Origin of the sequence: Nocardiopsis terrae, assembly GCF_014651695.1 — a bacterium.
GTDB classification, from domain to species: Bacteria; Actinomycetota; Actinomycetes; order Streptosporangiales; family Streptosporangiaceae; genus Nocardiopsis; species Nocardiopsis terrae.
Map to the genome: position 1 here is coordinate 121,475 of NZ_BMXJ01000004.1, position 21,195 is coordinate 142,669.

Below are 21,195 nucleotides of genomic sequence, written 5' to 3' on the forward strand. Positions count from 1 at the left end.
TGAGCCGGGGGCACGAAGGAGGCACATGCGAATCGCGCTGTTCATCACCTGCGTCAACGACACACTCTTCCCCGACACCGGGCGTGCGGTGGTGCGGCTCCTGGAGCGGTTGGGCCACGAGGTGGTCTTCCCCGCCGAGCAGACCTGCTGCGGCCAGATGCACTACAACACGGGCTACCGGCGCCCCGCGGCCAAGCTCGCGGTGCGCTTCGTCAAAACCTTCGACAACGCCGACGCGGTCGTGGTCCCCTCCGCCTCGTGCGCCGCGATGGTGCGCGACAACTACCCGAGGCTGGGAGCGACGGGCAGCCGGCTCTCACGCAAGATGGCCGACCTGGGCCCGCGGGTGTACGACCTCACCGAGTTCCTCGTGGACGTACTGAAGGTGACCGACGTGGGCGCCTACTTCCCGCACAAGGTCGTCTACCACCCCACCTGCCACGGGCTGCGCTTCCTCGGCCTGGAGGACCGCCCCTACCAACTGCTGCGCGCCGTACGCGGCCTGGAACTGCTCGAACTGCCCGGAGCCACCGAGTGCTGCGGTTTCGGCGGCACGTTCTCGGTCAAGAACGGCGACGTCTCCGCGGCGATGGGCTTCGACAAGGCCCGCCATGTGACCGGGACCGGAGCCGAGGTCCTGTGCGCGGTGGACAACTCCTGCCTGATGCACATCGGCGGCACCCTGTCCCGCCAGCGCTCCGGCATCCGAATCGCGCACATCGCCGAGATCCTGGCCAGCACCGAGAAGGAGTACGCGCACACATGAGCGCCACGTTCCTGGGCCTTCCGCCCTTTCCCGAAGCCGCCCGTGAAGCGGTCGGCGACTCGCAGACCCGGCACAACCTGCACAAGGCCACCCACACCATCCGGGGCAAACGGGACGCCGTCGTCGGTGAACTGGGCGACGACTGGCAACGCCTGCGCTCAGCGGGCGAGCAGGTCAAAACCCACACGCTGCGCCACCTGGACCACTACCTGGAACAACTGGAGGAGTCGGTCCGGCGGGCGGGCGGCACGGTCCACTGGGCCGCCGACGCGGCCGAGGCCAACGAGATCGTCACCCGCCTGGTGCGCGAGACCGGCGAGCAGGAGGTGGTCAAGGTCAAGTCGATGGCCACCCAGGAGATCGAGCTGAACAACGCGCTCGAAGCCGCCGGGATCACCGCCTACGAGACCGACCTGGCCGAGCTGATCGTCCAACTGGGCGAGGACCTGCCCTCCCACATCCTGGTACCCGCCATCCACCTGGCCCGCTCCCAGATCCGCGAGATCTTCCTGGACCAGATGTCGGAGTGGGGGGTGCCGGCCCCGCCGGGACTCACCGACGACCCCAAGGCACTGGCCGAGGCGGCCCGCGTCCACCTGCGCGAACTGTTCCTGCGCGCCAAGGTGGCCGTCTCTGGGGCCAACTTCGCGGTGGCCGACTCCGGAACGCTCGTGGTCCTGGAGTCCGAGGGCAACGGACGCATGTGCCTGACCCTGCCCGAAACGCTCATCTCGGTGGTGGGCATCGAGAAGATCGTGCCCACGTGGTCCGACCTCGAAGTGTTCATGCAGCTGCTGCCGCGGTCCTCGACCGGTGAGCGGATGAACCCGTACACGTCCACCTGGACCGGGGTGACCCCGGGGGACGGACCGCAGAACTTCCACCTCGTCCTGCTCGACAACGGCCGCACCGACGTGCTCGCCGACACCGTGGGCCGCCAGGCGCTGCGCTGCATCCGCTGCTCGGCCTGCCTGAACATCTGCCCCGTCTACGAGCGCACCGGCGGCCACGCCTACGGCTCGGTCTACCCGGGGCCGATCGGCGCGATCCTCACACCCCAGCTCCAGGGCATGTCCTCGGAGGCGGACCGGACGCTGCCGTACGCGTCCTCACTGTGCGGAGCCTGCTACGACGTCTGCCCGGTCGCCATCGACATCCCCGAGGTCCTGGTCCACCTGCGCGAGCAGGTCGCCTCCTCCCCCGGGCACCTGGGCGAGAAGGCCGTGATGGCCGGGGCCGACGCGGTGTTCGGCTCGCCGAAGGCACTCGACGCCGTGCAGCGCGCGGCCGGGCTGGCGGGCGGGAACGTCCCCCGGCACCTGCCCGGCATGGCCGGGAAGTGGACCGACACCCGGGACGTACCCGACGTCCCCGGGGAGTCCTTCCGCCGGTGGTGGAACGAGCGCGAGGAGGAGCGTTGAGCGGATCACGCGAACGGGTCCTGGCCCGGGTGCGGGCGGCGCTGGCCGACGTACCCGACAACGAGCCGGTGGAGCGGCCCGCGGAGCACGGCCACGACGAGCACCACTTCACGGGGCGGACCCTGGACGTGCTGGTGGACCGGCTGCTGGACTACAAGGCACTGGTGGAGCGGATGAGCGCCGCCGACCTGCCCGGTCGGATCGCCGCGGCACTGGAGCGGCGCGGCGCCGCCCGGGTGGCGGTGCCCTCGGGCGCGCCCGGGGAGTGGTTCGCCGACGCCACCGCGCGGCGGATCGCCGACTCCCCCGAGGCCCCGCTGTCGGTGGCCGAACTCGACGCCTGTGACGGGGTGGTGACGGGGTGCGCGGTCGCGATCGCCGAGACCGGCACCATCGTCCTGGACGCCGGGCCCGACCAGGGCCGACGGGCGGTCACGCTGGTCCCCGACTACCACCTGTGCGTGGTACGCGCCGACCAGGTGGTGGACGGGGTGCCCCGGGCCGTGCGGCTACTGGACCCCGTGCGCCCGCTCACCTGGATCAGCGGGCCCTCGGCCACCAGCGACATCGAACTCAACCGGGTGGAGGGCGTACACGGCCCCCGAACCCTGGAGGTACTGATCGTGGAACCGGCCGTCTGAGGGGCCGGGGCCGCACGGAGGCGGATCCGGGGCGGGGCCGGGACCGCCGGAAGTGGTGAAGGCACAGGTGGGGCGGGCCCTGGTGGGGCCTGCCCCACCGTCCGGGTCGGGGCTGCCCGCAGCGGGGCTGACGGTGTACACCCTCGCGTCGGCCGGGCCCGGATCCCTAGCGTTTCGGGGAAGGCAGGACGACCACGACGGGAAGGCTCCCCGATGCACCACCCCACCCACCGGAGACCACCCGCCCCCTCTCCCGGACGAGGGCGCGCCACGACCCTGGCCCTGGCCTGTGCGATGGCCCTGGGCACCGCTCTGGCCGGTGGCCCGGCCGCCGCCGGAACCGCCGGGAGCTCCCCTCCGGCGGCAGCGCTGCCCGAACCCACCGGCCCCTCCACCGTCGGCACCACCGACCTGCACCTGGTCGACACCGACCGCGAGGACCTCTGGTTCGGCGGTGACCGGGAGCTGATGGTGACCCTGTGGTACCCGGCCCGCGGCGAGGTCGGGCGCCCCTCCCCCTACATGACCGGGGCCGAGTCCGAGGCGGTCCTGGCCCAGACGGGATACGACCACCTGCCCGCCGACACCCTGACCCGGGTGGTCACCAACGCCCGCGCGAACGTCCCGCCCGCCCACGCCGACGGCGGTTTGCCGCTGGTGGTGTTCTCCCCCGGCGCGGGCGTGTCCCGGACCATGATGTCCTCGCTCGGTGAGGAACTGGCCAGCCACGGCTTCGCGGTGGCCGGGGTCGACCACCGCCACGAGGCCGCCCCGGTGGAGTTCCCCGACGGACTCGTGACGGAGTGCGGGGGCTGCGCGACCGGGCGGTGGGAGGACGGCGCCGTCAACCGGGCCGAGGACGTCGCCTTCCTCCTGGACGAGCTGGAACGGGGCGAAGCCTGGCGGTGGTCCCGCCTGGTCGACACCGGCCGTACCGGGATGGTCGGCCACTCCTGGGGCGGGGCCGCCACCGCCCAGACCCTGCTCACCGAGGACCGGGTGCGCGCCGGACTGAACCTGGACGGCCCCTACTACCCCGCGCAGCTCCAAGGCGAGATCGACAGACCGCTGGCACTGCTCGCCAACGACCAGGCACGGCCCTGGGAGGGCTGGGACGAGCGCTGGGCGGGCCTGACCGGCTGGCGCCAGTGGATCCGGATCACCGGCTCCGGCCACTCCACCGGCCTGGACCGGGGTGTGCTCATGGAACAGCTCGGGCTGCGGGACACACTGACGCCGCAGCAGTGGCGGGCGCAGTTCGGCGACCTTCCGGTCGAGCGCGGTGTGCACCTGGTCCGGACCTACGCCGCCGCCTACTTCGACCACCACCTGCGCGGCGGTGAGCAGCCGGTCCTGGAGGATCCGGCCGGCGTCCACCCCGAGCTGGTCGTGGTGGACCCCGAGGCCGGTTGATTCTTCGGGCTCGGCCCCCGTACCGCGCTCAGGCCCGGGGACTCCCGGTTTCTGCGCGCCAGGTCTGCAGAAGCCGCTCCAGGGGGTCGGGGGTGTGCTCCTCCTGCGCGAACGGCGCCTGGTAACGCGCACCCGCCCCCCGGGGCGCGGCCCTACGGGGCTTGGTGCCCGCGGCCCGCAAGGGACGCTCCCGTGCGGGCCGCTCCCCCCGCTCGTCCTCCTTGCCCAGGGGCGCCTGGTAACGGGCCCCCTGGGCGGTCGGCCTGCGCTTCCTGCGGCGCACCCAACGCACAGGAGAACGCCCGGGCTCGGGCTCGGGCTCCTCACCGCGCTGGTCGCGCTCCCCCGTCGGGGTGAACCACACCGGCAGCTCCACCAGGCCGTGCACGGTCAGCGAGGTGCGCCAGCGCAGCTCCTCGGGCTCGACCGCCATGACCATGCCCCGCATACGGTCCACCGCGGTGTCGATGGCGGTGCGCACCAGCTCCCGGGCGAAGGCGGTGGCCGGACACCGGTGGGCACCCGCCCCCCAGGACAGGTGGGAGCGGTTCCCGGCCAGCGCCATGGCGTCGTCGGCACCCCGGGACACCGAGGGGTCGGTGTGCGCGGAGGCGAACCCGAAGAGCAGGGGCTCGCCCCGGCCGATCCGCGCCCCCGCGAACCTGAGGTCCATGGTCGGGTAGCGCCCCGCGAGCATCCGGATCGGCGGGGCCGTCCACATGACGTAGTCGACGAAGTCCTCCGGGGCGAGTGTCCCGCCCAGGTAGGCGGTCCACACGTTCGGATCCTCCAGGAGCGTGAGCAGGGAGTTACCGATGAGGTGGGTGGTGGGCTCGTGCCCGGTCTCCCACAGCAGGGACAGCGCCTCGACCGCCTCCTCGTCGGTGAGCCCGTGCGGGTGCCCCAAGACCAGACTGGCGACGTCCTGGCCGGGTTCGGCGCGTTTGCGGGCCACCAGCCCCCGGAAGTAGGAGCGCAGGGCCGGGGCCGCCGCTTCGGCCCGCTCCGGGTCGCCGCTCCACAGCCGGGCGGTGAGGTCGGCCAGCAGGTGACCGTAGGAGTCGGACAGGCCGAAGAGCTCGTTGAGGACGAGCGCCGTCAACGGGGCGGCGTACCCGCCGATGAGGTCGGCGCTGCCCCGCGCCTCGACCCTGCCGATCAGGTGCACGGCGGCGCGCTCCACGACCGGGACCAACTGCGGGGTGCCCACCGAGGCCAACGCGTCCACCAGGGGAAGACGCAGACGCTGGTGTTCGTCGCCGTCCCGGGCCAGCGCCCCGCTGCGGGCGGGCGGGACACCGCCGGGAGCCCACCGGCGCGCATCCGCGGAGAAATGGGTCTGGTCCCGCAGCACCTGCAGGTTCTCCTTGTAACCGAGCAGGAGCCAACCGGGTACGCCGGGACTGATCTGCACCGGGGCCAGGCCGCCGTACCGGGAGCGCAACCGGTCCCAGGCGGGCCCGTCCGCCCGGTGCAGGGGGAGGGCGCCCTCCCCGGTGAGGGGACAGCGCGCGACTCCCCCCTCACCGCCGTGGGCGGCGTCGCCGCCCGTGGACCCGGTTCCCTGGCTCATGGAGACTCCCTCGGTGGCTGCGGTTGGGGGCGAGGCTATGTCCCCGATGTTTCCGGGGTGCTTCCGCGAGGAAAGGGCCACCTTTCGGTGCCGGGCACCGGAACCCACCGCGGGGCGAGTCGGGACAACACGGGAACCGCCCCTTCCGGACACGACCGCCGCCCCGGGCCACCGCCCCGGCCGGCCGTACCGGGGCCGGTAGGGTGGCCTGTCGGCCCCGCAAGGGCCGGCAGTCCCCTTCGACCAGGGAGAACCACCGTGGGCAGGAAAGACCGCAGGCGCGGCGACGTACGGGCGGAGGCCGCCTGGGCCGGGCCCGACCCCTCGGACACACCCGTGGAGGTGGTCACCGGCGCCGTCGACGCCCTCGTACGCGGCCAGGAGGGCGGCGGCGTGGACCTGGCCGCCGCCCGGCTGGCCGACACGGAGGACCCCGCCTGGGCGGGTGCGGCGGGCCGTGCACTCCTGGACACCCTCCTGTTCGCGGTGGCCGACGCCTGGGCACGCGGCTGGCAGCCCGCGGAAACGGTCCGGCACGTCACCCGCGAGTCCGGCCCCCTGGCCGCCGCCGTGTGCGCCGACGCCGTCACCGCCGACCTGCAACGCCACTCCGCGGCCACGGTGGACCCCCGCTGGGCCGAACAGGTGCGCGCCCTGGACGCCACCGCCCCTGTCTCGGGGGACCAGCACCTGTCCCGGCTGGGCTCCGAACACGGGCTGCTGCGTTTCGAGGCGGTCGAGGTGGTGCTCCGGCTCCTGGCGCTGCTGCGCGTCCTGCCCCCGATGCGCCGCCTGGGGCCCCCGCCCGGCACCTTCCGCCCCGGGGGCCGCACCGCCGCGCCGGTGGACCGGGGCCGCCTGCAGCGGGTGCGCGCGCTCCTGGCCAAGGCCGAGTCCACCGAGTTCCCGCTGGAGGCCGAGGCGCTGACCGCCCGCGCCCAGGAGATGATGGCCCGGCACAGCATCGACCTCGCCCTGGTGACGGAGGACCCCGAGGAGCCCGAGGCCGCCGCGGCCCGCAGGCTCCCGGTGGACTCCCCCTACGAGGAGCACCGGGCGGTACTGCTGAACGAGGTCGCCGAGGCCAACCACTGCCGGGCCGTGTGGCACCGGGAGCTGGGGCTGAGCACCGTGATGGGCTTTCCCGGCGACGTGGAGGCCGTGGATCTGCTGTACACCTCGCTGCTGGTGCAGGCCGAAGCGGCGATGCGGGTGAGCGGTTCGGCCCGGGACCGCTCCGGGCGCGGAGCGAGGAAGGACTTCCGGGCCTCGTTCATGTCCGCGTTCGCGGTCCGGGTGGGCGAGCGGCTGACCGAGTCGGCCCGCGCCGCCGAGGAGGCGGTCACCGCCGAGACCGGCACCGATCTGGTCCCGGTGTTCGCCGCCCGGGAGAAGGCGGTGGAGGCCGCGGTGGAGGAGGCGTTCGGCGCCCTGACCACGTCCCGGGTGCGCGGCCCCGCCGACGCCGAGGGCTGGCACGAGGGCCGCGCCGCCGCCGACGCCGCCTCCCTGGGCACCCGCGAACGACTGGCGCGATGAGGCCGCCCCGCTCCGGGTCCTCCCCGGGCGGGAAAAACGTGTGGCCCCCGGAACCCGGTGCTGTGTAGAACCGACACATGCTGCACAAGTACCCGCGGACCCGGCACATCCGGGGCTCGCGGCTCCAGCCCGGTGACCACGACCTGTCGGCCGCGCCGTTCGGGCTCCTGGCCGGACGGCACCTGGTCGTGGAGGAGAAGCTCGACGGGGCCAACGCGGGGATCAGCTTCGGCCCCGGCGGTGAACTACGGCTCCAGAGCCGGGGCCACTACCTGGCCGGCGGCCCCAGGGAACGGCAGTTCGCACCGCTGAAGGCCTGGGCGGCGGCGGTCGCACCGGCCCTGTGGCCCCGCCTGGGCGAGAGGTACGTGCTCTACGGCGAGTGGCTGTACGCCAGGCACACCGTCTTCTACGACGCTCTCCCGCACTACTTCTGCGAGTTCGACGTCCTGGACACCCACCAGGGCGTGTTCCTGTCGACGCGGCGCAGACGCCAACTCCTGGCCGACACCCCCGTGGTCTCGGTCCCCGTCCTGCACCAGGGCCCGCTGTCCTCGCTCACCCAACTGACCGACCTGGTCAGGGCATCGGTCTGCCGGACCCCCGGGTGGCGGACGGCGCTGACCGGCGCCGCTCGGGCGGCCGGGGCCGACCCCGAACGGGCCCTGGCCCAGACCGACGGCACCGACCTCATGGAGGGCCTGTACGTCAAGGTCGAGGAGGGCGGCCACACGGTCGACCGGTACAAGTGGGTGCGGTCGGGGTTCACCGCCGCGGTCCTGGACTCGGGCGCCCACTGGCTGGACCGGCCCCTGATCGCCAACGCCCTGGCCGACCCGGAGGTGCTGTATGCGGGTGTTCGATGAGCTGTGTCCGGCCCCGCCCCACTGGGACCTGGACTGGGGCCGGGTACGGGAGGCCTTCGCCTGGGTGCGGGACCTGGCCGGGGTGGAGCAGGACCCGGTGCACCACGCCGAGGGCGACGTGCAGGTCCACACCCGGATGGCGTGCGAGGCCCTGGCGGGGCTGCCGGAGTGGCGGTCCCGGCCCGCCGGGGAACGGGTCCGGCTCTTCGCCGCGGTGCTCCTGCACGACGTCGCCAAGCCCCTGTGTACCCGGCGGGACGGGGACGGCCGGGTGACCGCGCACGGGCACTCCCGGCGGGGCGACCTGCTCGCCCGCCGCATCCTCTGGGAGGCCGGGGCCCCGATCGGGTGGCGCGAGCACGTGGCGGCGCTGGTCCGCCACCACCAGGTCCCCTTCTGGGCGCTGGAGCGCCCCGACCTGCGCCGGATCGCCTTCCGCGCGAGCCTGCTGGCCCGCAACGACGACCTGGTGCTGCTGGCCACCGCCGACATCCTCGGCCGCCGCTGCGGGGACGCCTCCGAGGTCCTGGACAACATCGGGCTGTACGCCGAGTACTGCGCCGAACAGCGCTGCCTGGACCGCCCCCGCGAGTTCCCCTCCGACCACGCGCGGTTCTGGTTCTTCCGCAGGCCCGACCGCGACCCGGACTACGCGGCCCACGACGACACCCGGCTGACCGTGACGGTGATGTCGGGGCTGCCCGGCGCGGGCAAGGACCACTGGATCCGGACGCACCGGCCGGACCTGCCGGTGGTGAGCCTGGACGCGCTGCGTACGGAACTGGGGATCGGGCCCACCGCCGACCAGCGCCCGGTGGCCGTGGCCGCCACCGAGCGCGCCCGTGAGCACCTGCGCGCGGGGAGGCCGTTCGTGTGGAACGCCACCAACGTCTCACGTGACCTGCGCACCCGGTCGGTGTCCCTGGCCGCCGACTACGGGGCCCGGGTGGAGATCGCGGCGTTGGAGGCCCCGCCCCGGGTGCTGCGTGAGCGGATGGGCCGCAGGAGCGCACCGGTCCCGCCCGCGGCGGTGGAACGGCTCCTCCGGCGCTGGGAGTACCCGGACCCCACCGAGGCCCACCTGCTGCACCGGGAGGAGACCGGTGGGCTCAGCCCCGGTTCGGGGTGGTCTCGGGGGCGCTCCCGGCCATCAGCCAGCGGGTGACGCCGACTTCCAGGAGGGAGCGCCGCGGGTCGGAACCGTAGGGGGTGCGCGGGTCCCAGGCGTAGCGGTCATCAAAGGCGGCGAGTACGTCGTCGGGGAAACCGTCGCGGACGGTCGCCAGCCCCTGGGCGACGACGGGGGCGTCGCCGTCCTCCAGGGCCAGGCTCACCCGGGGGTCGCGGAGCGCGTTGCGGACCTTGACGGAGGCGGTGGATGCTCCGATCCACCACCGTTCGCGCAGGTGGACGAACCACACGGGGACCACGTGGGGCGAGCCGTCGGCGCGCAGCGTGCACAGCCACACGTTGCGGTCCAGGGCCAGGCGCGGGCGTACCGTCTCGGGGGCGGGCAGGAAGTCCTGTGTACCGTTCACCGTTCTCCTCGATTCGTGGTGTACGTCGGTGTGTGCCTGGGGAGTATGCGCCCTCAACCATGGTTGAGATCAACCGGAAGAGCACGGAAAAGAGAAAACGGAACTCTTTGCCCCGGTTCACGCCTTTTGCCCCGGCACCCGCCCCGAAGGCCGACGGGCAGCGGGAACGGTTTTCCGGTTAGCATGATCCGGGCCCTTCCCCACCAGGTCGGCCGCACCGGACGGAACAGCGCAACCCCTGTACCACAGGGACCGCAGAATTCGGACCTGTCGCCCCGACATCCCTTCCGGGGCTTTCAGCACCTACCGATTTCCACCTGCATTGAGAACGATGTCCAAAACGGATGCACTTGTTGGGGGGACCGGTCCGGCCCGGTACGCCAGCCGCTGGCGCACCCACTTCGCACTGCTGTGGAGCAGCGTGGCGTTGGCCGGCCTCGGAAGCATGACCTTCGGTCTGGCGATCCCCCTCCTCGCCCTGGCCCACACCGGCTCCCCCGTCCTGGCCGGATGGATCGCGGCCGCGGGCATGGTGCCCCGCACCCTCCTGTACATCCCGGTCGGCCTCGTGGTGGACCGCCACGACCCCCGCACCCTCATGGCCCTCGGCCTGACCGCCCGCATCGCCTGCGTGGCCCTGTTGGTCACCCCGGTACTGCTGTTCGACGCCCCCGTGGCCCTGCTCGCCGCGGCCTCGGCCCTGCACGGGGTGTGCGGCACCCTGCACACCACCGCCGGAACGGCCGCCGTCCCCCTCCTGGTCCCGCGTGCGGAACTGGCCGGGGCCGCCGCCAAGAACGAGGCCCGCAACGACGCCACCCAGATGCTCGGACGCCCGCTCGGCGGGGCCCTGTACGGCCTCGCACACGGGCTGCCCGCCCTCTTCGACACCCTCGTCTGCGCCCTGGCGCTGTGGGCCGCACTGCTCCTGCCCCGGCTGCGCCCCGCCCCGCCGCCCCGCCGGACCACCCGACGCCCTCTCCTCCGGGAGCTCGCCGGCGGCTTCCTCCTCCTGCGCGGGGACCGCTTCCTCCTGGGGTCACTGCTCGTGTGCGCGGCCACCAACGCCCTGTTCCAGGTGGTCTGGCTCGTCATCATGCTGACTGCCACCGACGAGGACCTGTCCGCCTTCCTCCTGGGGCTGGTGCTGGCCGCCACCGGCGCGGGAGGACTGCTCGGCGCGGTCCTGGCACCGTTCCTGGTACGCAGGCTGTCCCCCACCCTGATGGTGGCGCTGTGCCTGTGGTCCTGGCTGGCCCTGACCGTGCTGCTCGCCGCCGCCGAGCGGGCCGGGGCCTCCTGGCTGCTGGCGGCGCTCCCCCTCGTCTGGTGCGGGATCGGCTTCGTCGGGGCGCACATGAACGTCACCGTGACGACCTACCACACCAGCCGCGTCCCCCCGGAGCTCCTGGGTCGCCTCACCGGCACCGTCCGCTTCCTCGGCGGCGCCGCCCTGCCCGTGGGGGCGCTGTGCGGGGGCTACGCGCTCGAATCCCTGGGAGTCCACAGCACGGTGCTGCTGGTGGCCGGGGCCACCGGGGTCCTCACCCTCGGCTTTACCGCGAGCCTTCTCCCAGCTGTCCCGCCCCGGCGGCGCCCCCGGTCAGGGCGCCCCCGCCAGGGGCCGCCCCCAGAGCCGCCTCCGCCACGACCGCCTCGGACAGCACCCTCAACCCCGCCGTCAGGTTCCGGTGCACCTGGTCGGCCCCGCCACGGCCCGCCCGCGCCTGAACGTGGCTGAACACCCGGTCCACCGCCTCACGCAACTCGTCGACCGGGCCCTGGCGGTCCGCGGGCAGGACGTCCCGCATCCGCTCGACCGCCACCACCGCCTCGTACAGGTGCGTCCGCGCCTGACGGACCTGCTCGGGCAGGTCGTCGTCGCCCTGCTTGGGCGGCCCGTGCACACGCAACTGGGCGATGTGCCGCATGCTGATGTCGAGTTGGAGGACTGCGCGCCGCACCTCCTCCAGCCGGGTACGCACCTCCCCCGCCCGGGCGCGCACCCGCTCGCGCTCACGCCACTCCCGCTCCCGTTTCAGTGCGTGCTCGGCCCGCCAGCGCTCGACCGCCTCGGCCCGGTACGCCGCCAGGGCCGTGGCCCCCAGAGTGCTGACCGCCGTCACGATGCCGGTGATCAGTGCCACCAGGACAGTACTGTCCACGCTCAGGCCCTCCTTCCGTCGACTCGCCCGTCCCGTTCCGACCGGATCTCCCCGCGGGTCCGCCGCGCCTCGGTGACCCCGCCCCCGCCCGCGAGGGCCTCCTCCAGCACGTCCAGGGCCGACTGCGCCTGCCCGGCGAGCCAGAGCGCCTGACCGATCCCCGCCCGCAGGCTGGGGTCGGCGTGCACCCTCCCCTGCGCGGCGGACAACCCCGACAACCCCGCCGAACGCTCACCGGCCAGCAACCGGTTGCGCGCCTCCGCCACCAGCAGCCGGGAGACCGCCGCCCCGTCACCGGCCGCCTCCCGTTCCCGTGCCGCGTCCGCGTAGTGCTCGGCGGCGGCCCGGTGCTCGCCGCGTTCGAAGGCGAGATCACCCAGGAGCGCGGTGAGCAGGGACCGCGGCCGCGGTCCGGGGTCGGCGCGCAGGGCCTGCCGTGCGTGCTCGGCCGCCAGCTCCGCCTCACCCCGGGTGTGCGCGGCCCGGGCCGCCCCCAGGCGGTCCCAGCCGCTCCACGGGGGCGGGCCGGGCGCGTGGGACGAAGGGGCCAGCGCCATCAGGGGGCGGGCCAGCCTCGGATGCCGCAGGAGATAGGCGGAGCCGTCCCGGTTCGTGGTGACCAGGTGACGGTCCTCCAGGGCCTGTACGACCCCGGGGGTGAGCACGCCGTCCGGATCTTCGCAGGCCGAGCGGCCCACGCCCCGGTCGCCCGCGGCCACCACCCGGCGCAGCCAGGCGTGCGGAACCTCGGGCGGCACCAGGTGCTCAGCGGCGACCTCCGCCAGGACCCCGGCCAGGCGCACGGTCAGGACCCGGTCGACCTCGGTGCCGGAGGCCGGGACCAGGCCGGCGCCCTCCCGTCCCGTCTCCTGCCACAGGGTCGCGCCCAGGAGTTGCAGAAGGGCGGGGTCGACGGTGTCGGAGCACGAGCGGGGGCGGCCGCGCGGGTCACGGACCGTGCGGGCCTCCCGGACCAGGCGGCCGGGCTCCTCCGGACCGGCACGGGAGCCGACCAGGGCCAGGGAGCGCTCGACCACGTCGACGGCGGTACCGGGACCGAACGGCCCCAGCCCGATCTCCGCGTGGTCGACCTCGCGTTTGTCCACCAGACGCCTTAGCTCGTCGAGGTGGCCCGTGCGCACGGTCAGCAGCAGGTGCAGGTCCGCCCGGTCCTCCACCGCGGCGAACAGCTCGTCCAGGAAGTCCCTGCGCCACTGTTCGGGCGCGGCCGAACGGCGCAGCAGGAGTTCGGTCTGGTCCAGGACCGCGAACAGGGGGCGGGCGAGTCCGTGCCGGTCGGTACTCCCGTGGGTACGCAGAAAATCGCCGATCGAGGTGCCGGGGGCGTGGGTGGGAAACTCCGCCGGCCCCCAGAGGGCCAACAGGGCACGGGTGTAGGGGTTGTGCCCGGGCAGGACCGCGCTGGGGAAAGCCGGGTCGAAGCGGAGCTCCCCCGAGTCCAGGACCGTGTCGCCGCGGTCGGTGAGGGCGGGGACGGCCCCGGCGCCCACCAGGGAGGTCTTACCGACCCCGTTGGCCCCGTGGAGCACGGTGAGCCGGTGGCGGCTCCAGGAACGCACCAGCTCCCCCGTCTCCTCCTCGCGCCCCAGGAAGAGATGACGGTCCCGGGCAAGGAAGGGCCGCGCCCCGACGAACGGGCCGTGCGCGCGCCCAATGGCGGCTCGTGTCATGAAGCAGCTCCCGGCCAGCGGAAATGGGGACTGTTCTGGCGCGAAACAGCGCTGTCCATGGTGCCACGAATCAGGGCCCCCTTTCGAGCCCCGGCGACATTCCTGTGTCCTTTTCGCCGCACCGCCCCGAGAACCCCCACCGCGGCGGCGGAAGGCATGGACCGCACCACGCCAACAGCCCGAACCGGCCCGGCTCCCGGAGCGTCGAAACCGCTTTCCTACTCCGGGTCGTTCACGAAACCGGCCACCGCCTCGACGCCCGCCTCACGGGGGTCGAGCACCGTACGCAGCGCCTCCGCGATCGCCGAAGCGCCGATCCCGTCGAGGTCGCGCAGCGACAGACCACCCACGTCCACCAGCGCGGACCCCCCGGCGAAACCGTGCTCTCCCATCAGCTTCCCTCCATGCGTCCACCTTTTGACAGCCAACCATGAAAGGACGGCGACCACCGCCCTTTCACAAGAACCGTTTTTGTTTTTGTCGTACGAAGTTCCTACCACGCACCTGTCGCTCCCTAACCTCTTCGCCTACGCTGATTGTGCATACGTCTCCCTCAGGCAACATCCACCGACACAACACAACACCGGGCTTTTTCCGTCGACGGGAAAAACAAAGTCTGGTGGGACCTATGTGAAACCGGAGGACACCGCGTGACCACTTCCCAAGGGGACCTCCCCGACCGGGGCAAGAACCGATTCCCGGAGGTGTGGGGCAGGGTCCCGCCGCGCCACAAGAACTTCACCGGTCGCAGCGAACAGATCAACGACCTCCGCGCCGGTCTGCTCAACCAGGTCACGGCCGTGGTCCCGCACGCCCCGGCGGACCCGGCCGTCCCTCGCGCGCTCCAGGGCTACGGCGGTGTCGGCAAGACCCTGATGGCCGTGGAGTACGCCCACCGCTACCGCGGCGAGTACGACCTGGTCTGGTGGGTCATGGCCGACCAGCCGGGCCTGGTGCGCTCGGCACTGGCCCACCTGGCACCGCACCTGAACCTGCCCGGACCGGCGGTGACCGGGGTGGAGGACGCCACCAACGGGGTCCTGGAGGCCCTGCGCAAGGGCGAACCGTACGCGCGCTGGCTCCTGGTCTTCGACAACGCCGACGAACCCGAAGAACTCTCCGACGTCATCCCGCAGGGGCCGGGGCACGTCCTGATCACCACCCGCAACCACCGGTGGGAGGGGGTCGCCGAAACCGTCCCGGTCAACGTGTTCGCCGAGCACGAGAGCGTGGAGTTCCTCACCAGGCGCATCCCGCGGGGCATCACCGTCGAGGAGGCCGTCGAGCTGTCCGAGGCCCTGGGCCACCTGCCCCTGGCCCTGGAACAGGCCGGCGCCCTCCAGTCCGAGACGGGCATGTCCACCCGGGAGTACCTGCGCCTGCTCACCGAGCGCACCGGCCCGCTCCTGCGCGAGGGCAAACCCCCCGAGTACCCCAAACCGATGACCGCGGCCTGGCAGCTCTCGGTGGCCAAACTCCAGGAGAACCTGCCCGAGGCGATGGAGCTGTTGCGCTGCTGCGCCTTCTTCGGCCCCGAACCGATCCCCCGCGACCTGTTCTTCCCGGTGGAGAACGGCCCGGTGCGCCCGGAGATGGCGGAACTGCTGGCCGACCCGATCCGGTTGAGCAAGGCCATCGGCCGCCTCGGCCGCTACGCCCTGGTCCGGCTCGACCAGGCCAACCGCACCATCCAGGTGCACCGGCTCATCCAGGCCCTGCTGCGCGAGGAACTGGACGAGCAGACCCAGGAGTCGATCCGGGTCGAGGTGTGGTCACTGCTCAGCGCGGCGGCGCCGGACACCTTCACCGACGCACCCGCCCAGGCGCGCTACCTCGAACTGCTGTCCCACATGCGCCCGGCCGGGATCGCCGAGTCCGACCTGCCACAGGTACGGCGCTTCGCGCTGAACATGCTGAACTTCCTGTACGTGTCCGGCAACTACGAGACCGCCAGCCGCTACGCCCGCGACTTCATCGAGAAGTGGACGGCCGACTCCGGCAACGAGGACCCCTTCGTCCTGGAGGCACAGGCCAAGTACGCCAACCGGCTCCGCGACCTGGGACGCTACGTCGAATCGCACGACCTCAACCGGGCCATCCTGCCCAGGATGCGCCGCACACTGGGCCCCGCCCACCCGGAGACCCTGTCGGTGCTCTCCGGCCTGGGCGCGGACTACCGGGCCCACGGTGACTTCTGGCAGGCGCGCGAACACGACGAGGAGGTGCTGCGCCAGCACCAGGAGGCCTTCGGGCCGGGCGACACCGCCACCCTGCGCGCCCTGTACAACCTGGCCCTGGACTACGCGCTGACCAGCGACTTCGCGGAATCACAGCGCAAGCACGAACGCGCGTACATGCTACTCAAGCGCAGCGGCCCGGCGGGCGGCTCGCCCACGCTGCTGACGTTCTGGTTCGGACTGGCCCAGGCGGTGCGCCTGTCCGGCGACTTCACCGAGGCGTGCGACCTGGGCGAGGACGCGCTCGCCTACGGCCGGGACCAGCTGGGCGTGGAGGACCCGCGCACCCTGCGCACCCAGGTCGACCTGGCGATCGCCCGGCGGCTGTCCGGGGAACTGGACGAGGCGCTCGAACTCGGCCAGGACGCCCACTCACGCTATCTGCGGCTGCACGGCATCAACCACCCCAGCACCCTCGCCGCGGCGATGTGCCTGGCCAACCTGTGGCGGATGACCGGCGAACTGGCCGGCGCCCTGGAACTGGCCGAGGACACCGACATGCGCTACGCCCAGGCCTACGGCGCCGACCACCCCTACAAACACGGGTGCACCAGCAACGTGGCCCTGCTGTACCGGCTGACCGGCGACCCGGCCCGGTCCCGGTCGATGAACGAGTCGGCGCTGACCGCCCTGGAGGCCAGGCTCGGCCGCAACCACCACTACACGCTGGCGGCCGCCACCAACCTGGCCAGCGACCTGGCCGCCCTCGGTGAGGCCAAGAACGCCGCCCGGCTGGGCCGCGGCACCCTGCGCCGCTACCGCGCCCTGCTGGGCGAGGAACACCCGAGCACCCTGGCCTGCGCCTCCAACCTGGTGTTGGACCTGCGCGGCGAACAGGAGGCGGAGGAGGCCGAGGAACTGGCCGAACGCACCCTCACCGGCTACGTGCGCACCCTGGGCCGCGAGCACGCCTTCACCGGCGCCCTGGCCGAGGGCCGCAGGCTCGTCGCCGACTTCGACCCGCCCCTGCTCTGAACCGGCTCAGCCGTTGCGCTCGCGCCACCGGGCCAGGTGGGCGCGGGCGGCGGCCCCGGCCGCCTCCTCGGCCTCGGCAGGGACCGGCTCGGCCAGCCAGCGGCACAGGGTCCGGTCGGCTGCGCCGAGGAACCTCCCGCCCTCGGCGGTGAGTCTTCCGGACGCGGCCAGGGCCCGGGAGGCGTCCGCGGTGGAACGGCGCCAGTGCGCGAACTCGGCGTGGGCCCTGCGGGCCCCCTCCCCCGCGAGGGTGTGCCGGTGCCTGCGCCAGAAACCGGCCACCCCCAGATGGGCGTACACCCCCTGGAGCAGACCCGAGGCGGGCCGGGGGTCGGGGCGCCAGGGCGCGTAGTAGCGGCTCCCGTCCTCGGGCAGGGTGAGGTCCACCAGGTCGAGCAGGGCGGTGAGCTTGGCGTGCTGCACCTCGTGGGCGAAGGTGAGCGCCAGCAGCACCGGGTCGGGCGGTGTGGACAACCCCAGGTTGCCGAAGGCGTGCCGGGCGGTGGCACTGGTGTGCAGGCGCCCGCCCGGGGCGGTGATGGGCGTCAGGGTGACCACGGTGCCCTCGGTCTCGTCCGCCACCGTCCAGTGGTGCTCCACCAGCAACCGCCACGCCCCGCCCAGGGTCCGGCGCCAGTGGTCGAGCTCCCGCGCACCGAGCCGGCGGGCCACCGGGGCGGCGCCGGGCATGCGGTCGGGGTCCTGGTCGTCCAGGAGCAGCTCGATCCGCCTGCCCCGGTGCTCGGCGGCCAGCCGGCGCAGGGCGTGCCAGCCGGGCGCGTCCTCGTGCGGGTCCTCGGGGACCGCCACCCGCAGGCCGCGCTCCGCCCGGACCGTGGCCAGGCCGCCACGGGTCTCGAACAGCGCCCGGCCGCCCCGTGCACCGACCAGGGCGCGCCCCAGGGACGGCAGCGGCACGGTGGGGCCGTCCAGCGGCACCTCGATCCGCGCGTCGACGGCGCCGCGCAGCGCCGCGGCGGCCGCGACCGCCGCCATCCCGGCGGGTCGGGGCTCCTCCGAACGGTGCCCGGCCAGGGCCAGGGCGGTCCGCCGCGCCCACACCCCCACGGTGGGGTGGCGCAGCACCGCGGCCACCCGGTCGGGTGCGTTCTCCTGGGCGCGGACCAACAGGTCGTAGGCGTCCCCGACCCGGCCGGCCTCGGGGTGCTGTGCCTCCCGTGCCGCGTCGACGACCCGGCGCAGCAGCATGAGGTGTTTGCCGAACTGGGCCAGGCGCAGGAAGGAGGCGGCCCCGCTTCCACCGCCGCCGCGTGCCAGGGCGTCGAACACCGGAGCCGGAACCGGGTCTGGCATCAGAGTCCCTCCCTGATCCTGGCCACGTCCGCGGCCACGGTCTGGTGGATGTGCGTGATCAGGTGGAACAGGTCCGCGCAGTACACGGAGGGGTTGAGGAAACCGTTTCCGCTCCGGTAGCGGTGCGGGTAGAGCCCGCCGCCGCAGACACGGGACAGCGGGCAGGCGGCGCAGGTGGGGCTCAGGGCCCTGGCCCCGATCTGCCGGGCGGCGACCGAGGGCAGGTAGAGGGCGTCGTCGAAGCCGTGCGTGAAGGTGTGCAGGGGTGTGCTCGCCGCCCCCTCGAAGGCCGACTTGAGGCTGTCGACCTGTTCGATGCTGCCGTCGGTCTCCACCACCACGAGGGCGGCCGGGGACAGGCCGACGCTCTCGGTGCGGGAGGGGCTGCCCAGGACGAGGCGGATGATCTCGTTGAACATGCGGATGTTGGTCTCGCGCTCGGCCGCTCCGTACCACCGGTCGAACACGGACGCCAGCCAGGACCCGTAGCGCGGTTCGGTCGGCGACCACCCCGGAGGCGGTTCGTCCCAGTTGCCGTGGGGCAGGAGGAAGTCGACACCGGGCGGGCCGTAATCCAGGAGGTGCTCGTAGGTGGTGACCGGGTCCGACTCCAGGTCGACGGTGGTGAGCAGGCCCGACATCAGGTGGCTGCCGCGGGTGTTGAGCCGTTCGATCCCCGCGCGCACCTCGGCGTGGGTGCCGCGCCCGTCGGCCCGGGTGCGGTGGCGGTCGTGGTCGGCCTCGGCCCCGTCGATGCTCACCCCGACACGGATGCCGAGCTCCTCGAACAGGTCGAGGAAGTGGGAGTCGATCAGGACCCCGTTGGTCTGCATCCTCAGCGCGACGTGGACGTCGGGTTCGCAGGCCTTGCGCAGGGCCTGGACCGTGTACCGCAGGTGGTCGAGGCCGACCAGGAGGGGCTCGCCGCCGTGGAGGACGACGTCCACCCGTTCGCGGCCGTGGGTCCGGGAGTGTTCGGCGATGCGTTCGGCGACCCGGTCGACCGTGGGTCGGGCCATGCGACGGGGTTGGCGGCGCCAGCCCTGGTCGGCCATCTCGTACATGTAGCAGTAGTCGCAGGCCAGGTTGCAGCGGCTGTGGATCTTGAGGATGAACTCACGAAAGGGTGTGGGCCGCCACCCCTGGCCGAGGAGTTGGCCGACATCCATACCCTCGGGCCATTCCGGACGTCTTTCCGGCTCACTGTTGCCTACCACGCTGACGACCTCCTGGGATGACGGAAAACGAGAAATACGACTGGTTATCGCATTCACCGGTCTATGTACTCCCGGCGGGTAACCACAAACATCACCCCCGGGCAGTCAGAACTCGCGCCGCGGTACAGGAGGACTGACCCGAAGGCCCACCCCCGAGGGCGGGCCTCGTCAACCACCCCCGGCGATTCTTCCCGACCCACCGCCCCCAAACGTCACCCACTCGGCGGAAATGACCGATTCCGGCCAATGAAACAATGATTGACCATTGCCCGCCCGGCCCAGACGAACCCCGCCCGGCGCACAACACTCATGATTCCTCCGCTTTCCTTCCGAATTTCCGCCCCGAACCCCCGTCAAGACGGCCGCCGACCCGTTTCCACCGGCCGGGGCGACAACCGGAACGCATGCTCCCGCAGAACGGGTTTGGGCGTTCCGCCCTGCGCGAGGCCCCGCACGGGTTACCCTGATCCCGTTTCGGCCATCCTCATCACGTTCGGCGACACTTCCATGACTGAGCGACTCATGACCGCCATCTCCCGCTGCCTCGACTGGGCGAACGAAGCCGATCCACCGCCCCTGCTCCAGGTGGACGCACTGGTCCTCCTCCTGCGCGCCCACGAGGACGCCGGCGCACACGAACCCGGTGACTGGACGGTCGACGACGTGCACGAGGTCGCCGCCCTCCTGACCGAACGGGGGGAACCGCCCGAACACCTCCGGGACACCTGGCTGTCCTGGTGCGACCACCTCGTCTCCCGCGGCGCACTCATGTCCACGGAGAGCCCGCGCCGGCTGCGCACCGCCATCGAACAGGTCGACCTGACCCCCGGCGCCCCCACCGCCCCCGGACCCGAGCCCCTGGCCGATGCCGCCGCACCGCTCCTGGAACGGCTGGGATACGGGGAGAGCGGGGAACCCGCGCTGCTGCTGCCGTTCGTGCCCGCCCCCCTCAGCGAACTGGACGCCCGGGCCGGGGCCGTCGACACCCTGCACCGGGCCGCCAGACTGGCCGCCTGGGTGGACCCGGACCGGCTCCTGCGCCCGGGCACCGACCACGACGACCTCTGCCCGACCGACACCGCCCAGGCCGCCGAAGCCCTCGGAACCACGCCCCGGGACGTGCGTTTCCTGTTCACCGTGGCCCGCTCGGCCGGCCTGCTCCGCACCACCTACCTGCACGTACTGCCCGGACCGGCCGCGCACGCCTGGGCGGACGAACGGCCCGGGGCCGCCGCCGACGCCTGGGCGGACGCCCTGACCACCATGGCCGCGATCCCCGGACCCGCCCCCTTCCTGCTACTCACCGAACTGTTCCTGTCCGGTCGTGCGCACACCCCCGCCGAACTGGTGCACGCCTGCGGGCCCGGCGCGGTCCCGGGCCCGGAATCCGCCGAACAGCACGTACACCGGGTGCTGAGAACACTGGCCCGCCTCGAGGCGGTACAGGAGGTCGCGAACGGGCGGTACCGCATCTCGGCCCTGGGCGACCACTGCGCCGCCCGCCGCCTACGCGCCTCCGGCATCGAGGTGCCGGAGGCCCCGTCGGTGACGGCCCTGGACGCCGAAGCCTTCCTGGGCGTGCTGGAGGAGGTCCGACCCGTGGACGTGGAGGCCCTCCTGGACCGCTGGATCACCGGACAGCCCTCACCGGAGACCGCCGCCCGAACCCTGGTCAACGCCGGACTACCACCGGTCGGCGCGGACGCCGGAACCTTCGTCCGCACCGTGGCCGAACGCCCCTGGGCCGACGTGGTCCTGGCCCTGACCGCGGAGTGCCCGCTCAAGGGCACCGCCGAACTCGCCCGGTAGACCCTTCCCGCCCGACGGCCCCCGGACTGC

The 21,195-nt window shown here is 73.1% G+C and carries 16 protein-coding genes; 10 read left to right on the plus strand and 6 right to left on the minus strand.

Annotated features, from left to right (window positions below; all coding sequences use genetic code 11):
* Window positions 1-25: 25 nt before the first annotated feature.
* The 4 genes from IE195_RS12075 to IE195_RS12090 all read left to right on the plus strand — a co-directional run bounded on the left by IE195_RS12075 (window position 26) and on the right by IE195_RS12090 (window position 4,241).
* Window positions 26-766, plus strand: a complete 741-nt coding sequence (locus IE195_RS12075; protein ID WP_191270759.1) for a (Fe-S)-binding protein — start codon at window positions 26-28, stop codon at window positions 764-766.
* Window positions 763-2,187, plus strand: coding sequence for a lactate utilization protein B (locus tag IE195_RS12080; protein ID WP_191270761.1), 1,425 nt, complete (start codon window positions 763-765; stop codon window positions 2,185-2,187). Before IE195_RS12075 ends, IE195_RS12080 begins: the two co-directional genes overlap by 4 nt.
* The gene (locus tag IE195_RS12085; protein ID WP_191270763.1) at window positions 2,184-2,828 is read left to right on the plus strand and encodes a LutC/YkgG family protein; all 645 of its coding nucleotides are present in this window, start codon (window positions 2,184-2,186) and stop codon (window positions 2,826-2,828) included. Before IE195_RS12080 ends, IE195_RS12085 begins: the two co-directional genes overlap by 4 nt.
* Before the next feature lie 213 nt (window positions 2,829-3,041).
* Complete coding sequence (locus IE195_RS12090; protein ID WP_191270765.1) at window positions 3,042-4,241, plus strand: alpha/beta hydrolase family protein; 1,200 nt, start codon at window positions 3,042-3,044, stop codon at window positions 4,239-4,241.
* A 28-nt stretch (window positions 4,242-4,269) separates the two neighbouring features.
* On the opposite strand, the gene IE195_RS12095 is transcribed toward IE195_RS12090, so the two are convergent.
* The gene (locus tag IE195_RS12095; RefSeq protein ID WP_191270767.1) at window positions 4,270-5,814 is read right to left on the minus strand and encodes a cytochrome P450 family protein; all 1,545 of its coding nucleotides are present in this window, start codon (window positions 5,812-5,814) and stop codon (window positions 4,270-4,272) included.
* 258 nt (window positions 5,815-6,072) lie between these two features.
* On the opposite strand from IE195_RS12095, the gene IE195_RS12100 reads away from it, so the two are divergent.
* The 3 genes from IE195_RS12100 to IE195_RS12110 all read left to right on the plus strand — a co-directional run bounded on the left by IE195_RS12100 (window position 6,073) and on the right by IE195_RS12110 (window position 9,384).
* Window positions 6,073-7,353, plus strand: a complete 1,281-nt coding sequence (locus IE195_RS12100) for a DUF2786 domain-containing protein (protein ID WP_191270770.1) — start codon at window positions 6,073-6,075, stop codon at window positions 7,351-7,353.
* Window positions 7,354-7,430: 77 nt separating this feature from the next.
* A complete protein-coding gene (locus IE195_RS12105; protein ID WP_191270772.1) occupies window positions 7,431-8,219 on the plus strand; it encodes an RNA ligase family protein in 789 nt (262 codons plus the stop codon).
* Entirely contained in the window at window positions 8,203-9,384 is a 1,182-nt protein-coding gene (locus IE195_RS12110; protein ID WP_191270773.1) for an AAA family ATPase, read from the plus strand. The genes IE195_RS12105 and IE195_RS12110 overlap by 17 nt, the downstream gene beginning before the upstream one ends.
* Here IE195_RS12110 and IE195_RS12115 read toward each other — a convergent pair.
* Window positions 9,329-9,757: a pyridoxamine 5'-phosphate oxidase family protein gene (locus IE195_RS12115; RefSeq protein WP_191270774.1), complete on the minus strand. Its 429-nt coding sequence runs from the start codon at window positions 9,755-9,757 to the stop codon at window positions 9,329-9,331. The genes IE195_RS12110 and IE195_RS12115 overlap by 56 nt on opposite strands.
* A gap of 331 nt (window positions 9,758-10,088) precedes the next feature.
* Between IE195_RS12115 and IE195_RS12120 the strand changes: the two genes are divergently transcribed.
* Window positions 10,089-11,498: an MFS transporter gene (locus IE195_RS12120; protein WP_191270775.1), complete on the plus strand. Its 1,410-nt coding sequence runs from the start codon at window positions 10,089-10,091 to the stop codon at window positions 11,496-11,498.
* A gap of 426 nt (window positions 11,499-11,924) precedes the next feature.
* On the opposite strand, the gene IE195_RS12130 is transcribed toward IE195_RS12120, so the two are convergent.
* Window positions 11,925-13,613: an nSTAND1 domain-containing NTPase gene (locus IE195_RS12130; RefSeq protein WP_191270776.1), complete on the minus strand. Its 1,689-nt coding sequence runs from the start codon at window positions 13,611-13,613 to the stop codon at window positions 11,925-11,927.
* A gap of 218 nt (window positions 13,614-13,831) precedes the next feature.
* The gene (fxsA, locus tag IE195_RS12135) at window positions 13,832-14,005 is read right to left on the minus strand and encodes an FxSxx-COOH cyclophane-containing RiPP peptide (protein WP_191270777.1); all 174 of its coding nucleotides are present in this window, start codon (window positions 14,003-14,005) and stop codon (window positions 13,832-13,834) included.
* A 258-nt stretch (window positions 14,006-14,263) separates the two neighbouring features.
* Here fxsA and fxsT point away from each other — a divergent pair, with 258 nt between their 5' ends.
* Window positions 14,264-16,825, plus strand: a complete 2,562-nt coding sequence (fxsT, locus tag IE195_RS12140; RefSeq protein WP_191270779.1) for an FxSxx-COOH system tetratricopeptide repeat protein — start codon at window positions 14,264-14,266, stop codon at window positions 16,823-16,825.
* Between the two features lie 6 nt (window positions 16,826-16,831).
* Here fxsT and IE195_RS12145 read toward each other — a convergent pair whose 3' ends face one another.
* Both IE195_RS12145 and IE195_RS12150 read right to left on the minus strand, forming a co-directional pair.
* Window positions 16,832-18,139 (minus strand): HEXXH motif domain-containing protein, encoded by a 1,308-nt coding sequence (locus IE195_RS12145; RefSeq protein ID WP_191270781.1) that lies wholly within the window; start codon window positions 18,137-18,139, stop codon window positions 16,832-16,834.
* Entirely contained in the window at window positions 18,139-19,308 is a 1,170-nt protein-coding gene (locus IE195_RS12150; RefSeq protein ID WP_191270783.1) for an FxsB family cyclophane-forming radical SAM/SPASM peptide maturase, read from the minus strand. Before IE195_RS12150 ends, IE195_RS12145 begins: the two co-directional genes overlap by 1 nt.
* Window positions 19,309-19,863: 555 nt before the next feature.
* On the opposite strand from IE195_RS12150, the gene IE195_RS12155 reads away from it, so the two are divergent.
* A complete protein-coding gene (locus IE195_RS12155) occupies window positions 19,864-21,165 on the plus strand; it encodes a hypothetical protein (protein ID WP_191270785.1) in 1,302 nt (433 codons plus the stop codon).
* Window positions 21,166-21,195 lie beyond the last annotated feature (30 nt).

Excerpts from the sequence above, each read along its gene's own strand:
- IE195_RS12090 (WP_191270765.1), top strand. The coding sequence starts at position 3,042 with ATGCACCACCCCACCCACCGGAGACCACCCGCCCCCTCTCCCGGACGA.
- IE195_RS12150 (WP_191270783.1), bottom strand. The coding sequence starts at position 19,308 with ATGGATGTCGGCCAACTCCTCGGCCAGGGGTGGCGGCCCACACCCTTT.
- IE195_RS12120 (WP_191270775.1), top strand. The coding sequence starts at position 10,089 with ATGTCCAAAACGGATGCACTTGTTGGGGGGACCGGTCCGGCCCGGTAC.
- fxsA (WP_191270777.1), bottom strand. The coding sequence starts at position 14,005 with ATGGGAGAGCACGGTTTCGCCGGGGGGTCCGCGCTGGTGGACGTGGGT.
- IE195_RS12080 (WP_191270761.1), top strand. The coding sequence starts at position 763 with ATGAGCGCCACGTTCCTGGGCCTTCCGCCCTTTCCCGAAGCCGCCCGT.
- IE195_RS12075 (WP_191270759.1), top strand. The coding sequence starts at position 26 with ATGCGAATCGCGCTGTTCATCACCTGCGTCAACGACACACTCTTCCCC.
- IE195_RS12145 (WP_191270781.1), bottom strand. The coding sequence starts at position 18,139 with ATGCCAGACCCGGTTCCGGCTCCGGTGTTCGACGCCCTGGCACGCGGC.
- IE195_RS12155 (WP_191270785.1), top strand. The coding sequence starts at position 19,864 with ATGACTGAGCGACTCATGACCGCCATCTCCCGCTGCCTCGACTGGGCG.
- IE195_RS12105 (WP_191270772.1), top strand. The coding sequence starts at position 7,431 with ATGCTGCACAAGTACCCGCGGACCCGGCACATCCGGGGCTCGCGGCTC.
- IE195_RS12130 (WP_191270776.1), bottom strand. The coding sequence starts at position 13,613 with ATGACACGAGCCGCCATTGGGCGCGCGCACGGCCCGTTCGTCGGGGCG.
- IE195_RS12110 (WP_191270773.1), top strand. The coding sequence starts at position 8,203 with ATGCGGGTGTTCGATGAGCTGTGTCCGGCCCCGCCCCACTGGGACCTG.
- IE195_RS12095 (WP_191270767.1), bottom strand. The coding sequence starts at position 5,814 with ATGAGCCAGGGAACCGGGTCCACGGGCGGCGACGCCGCCCACGGCGGT.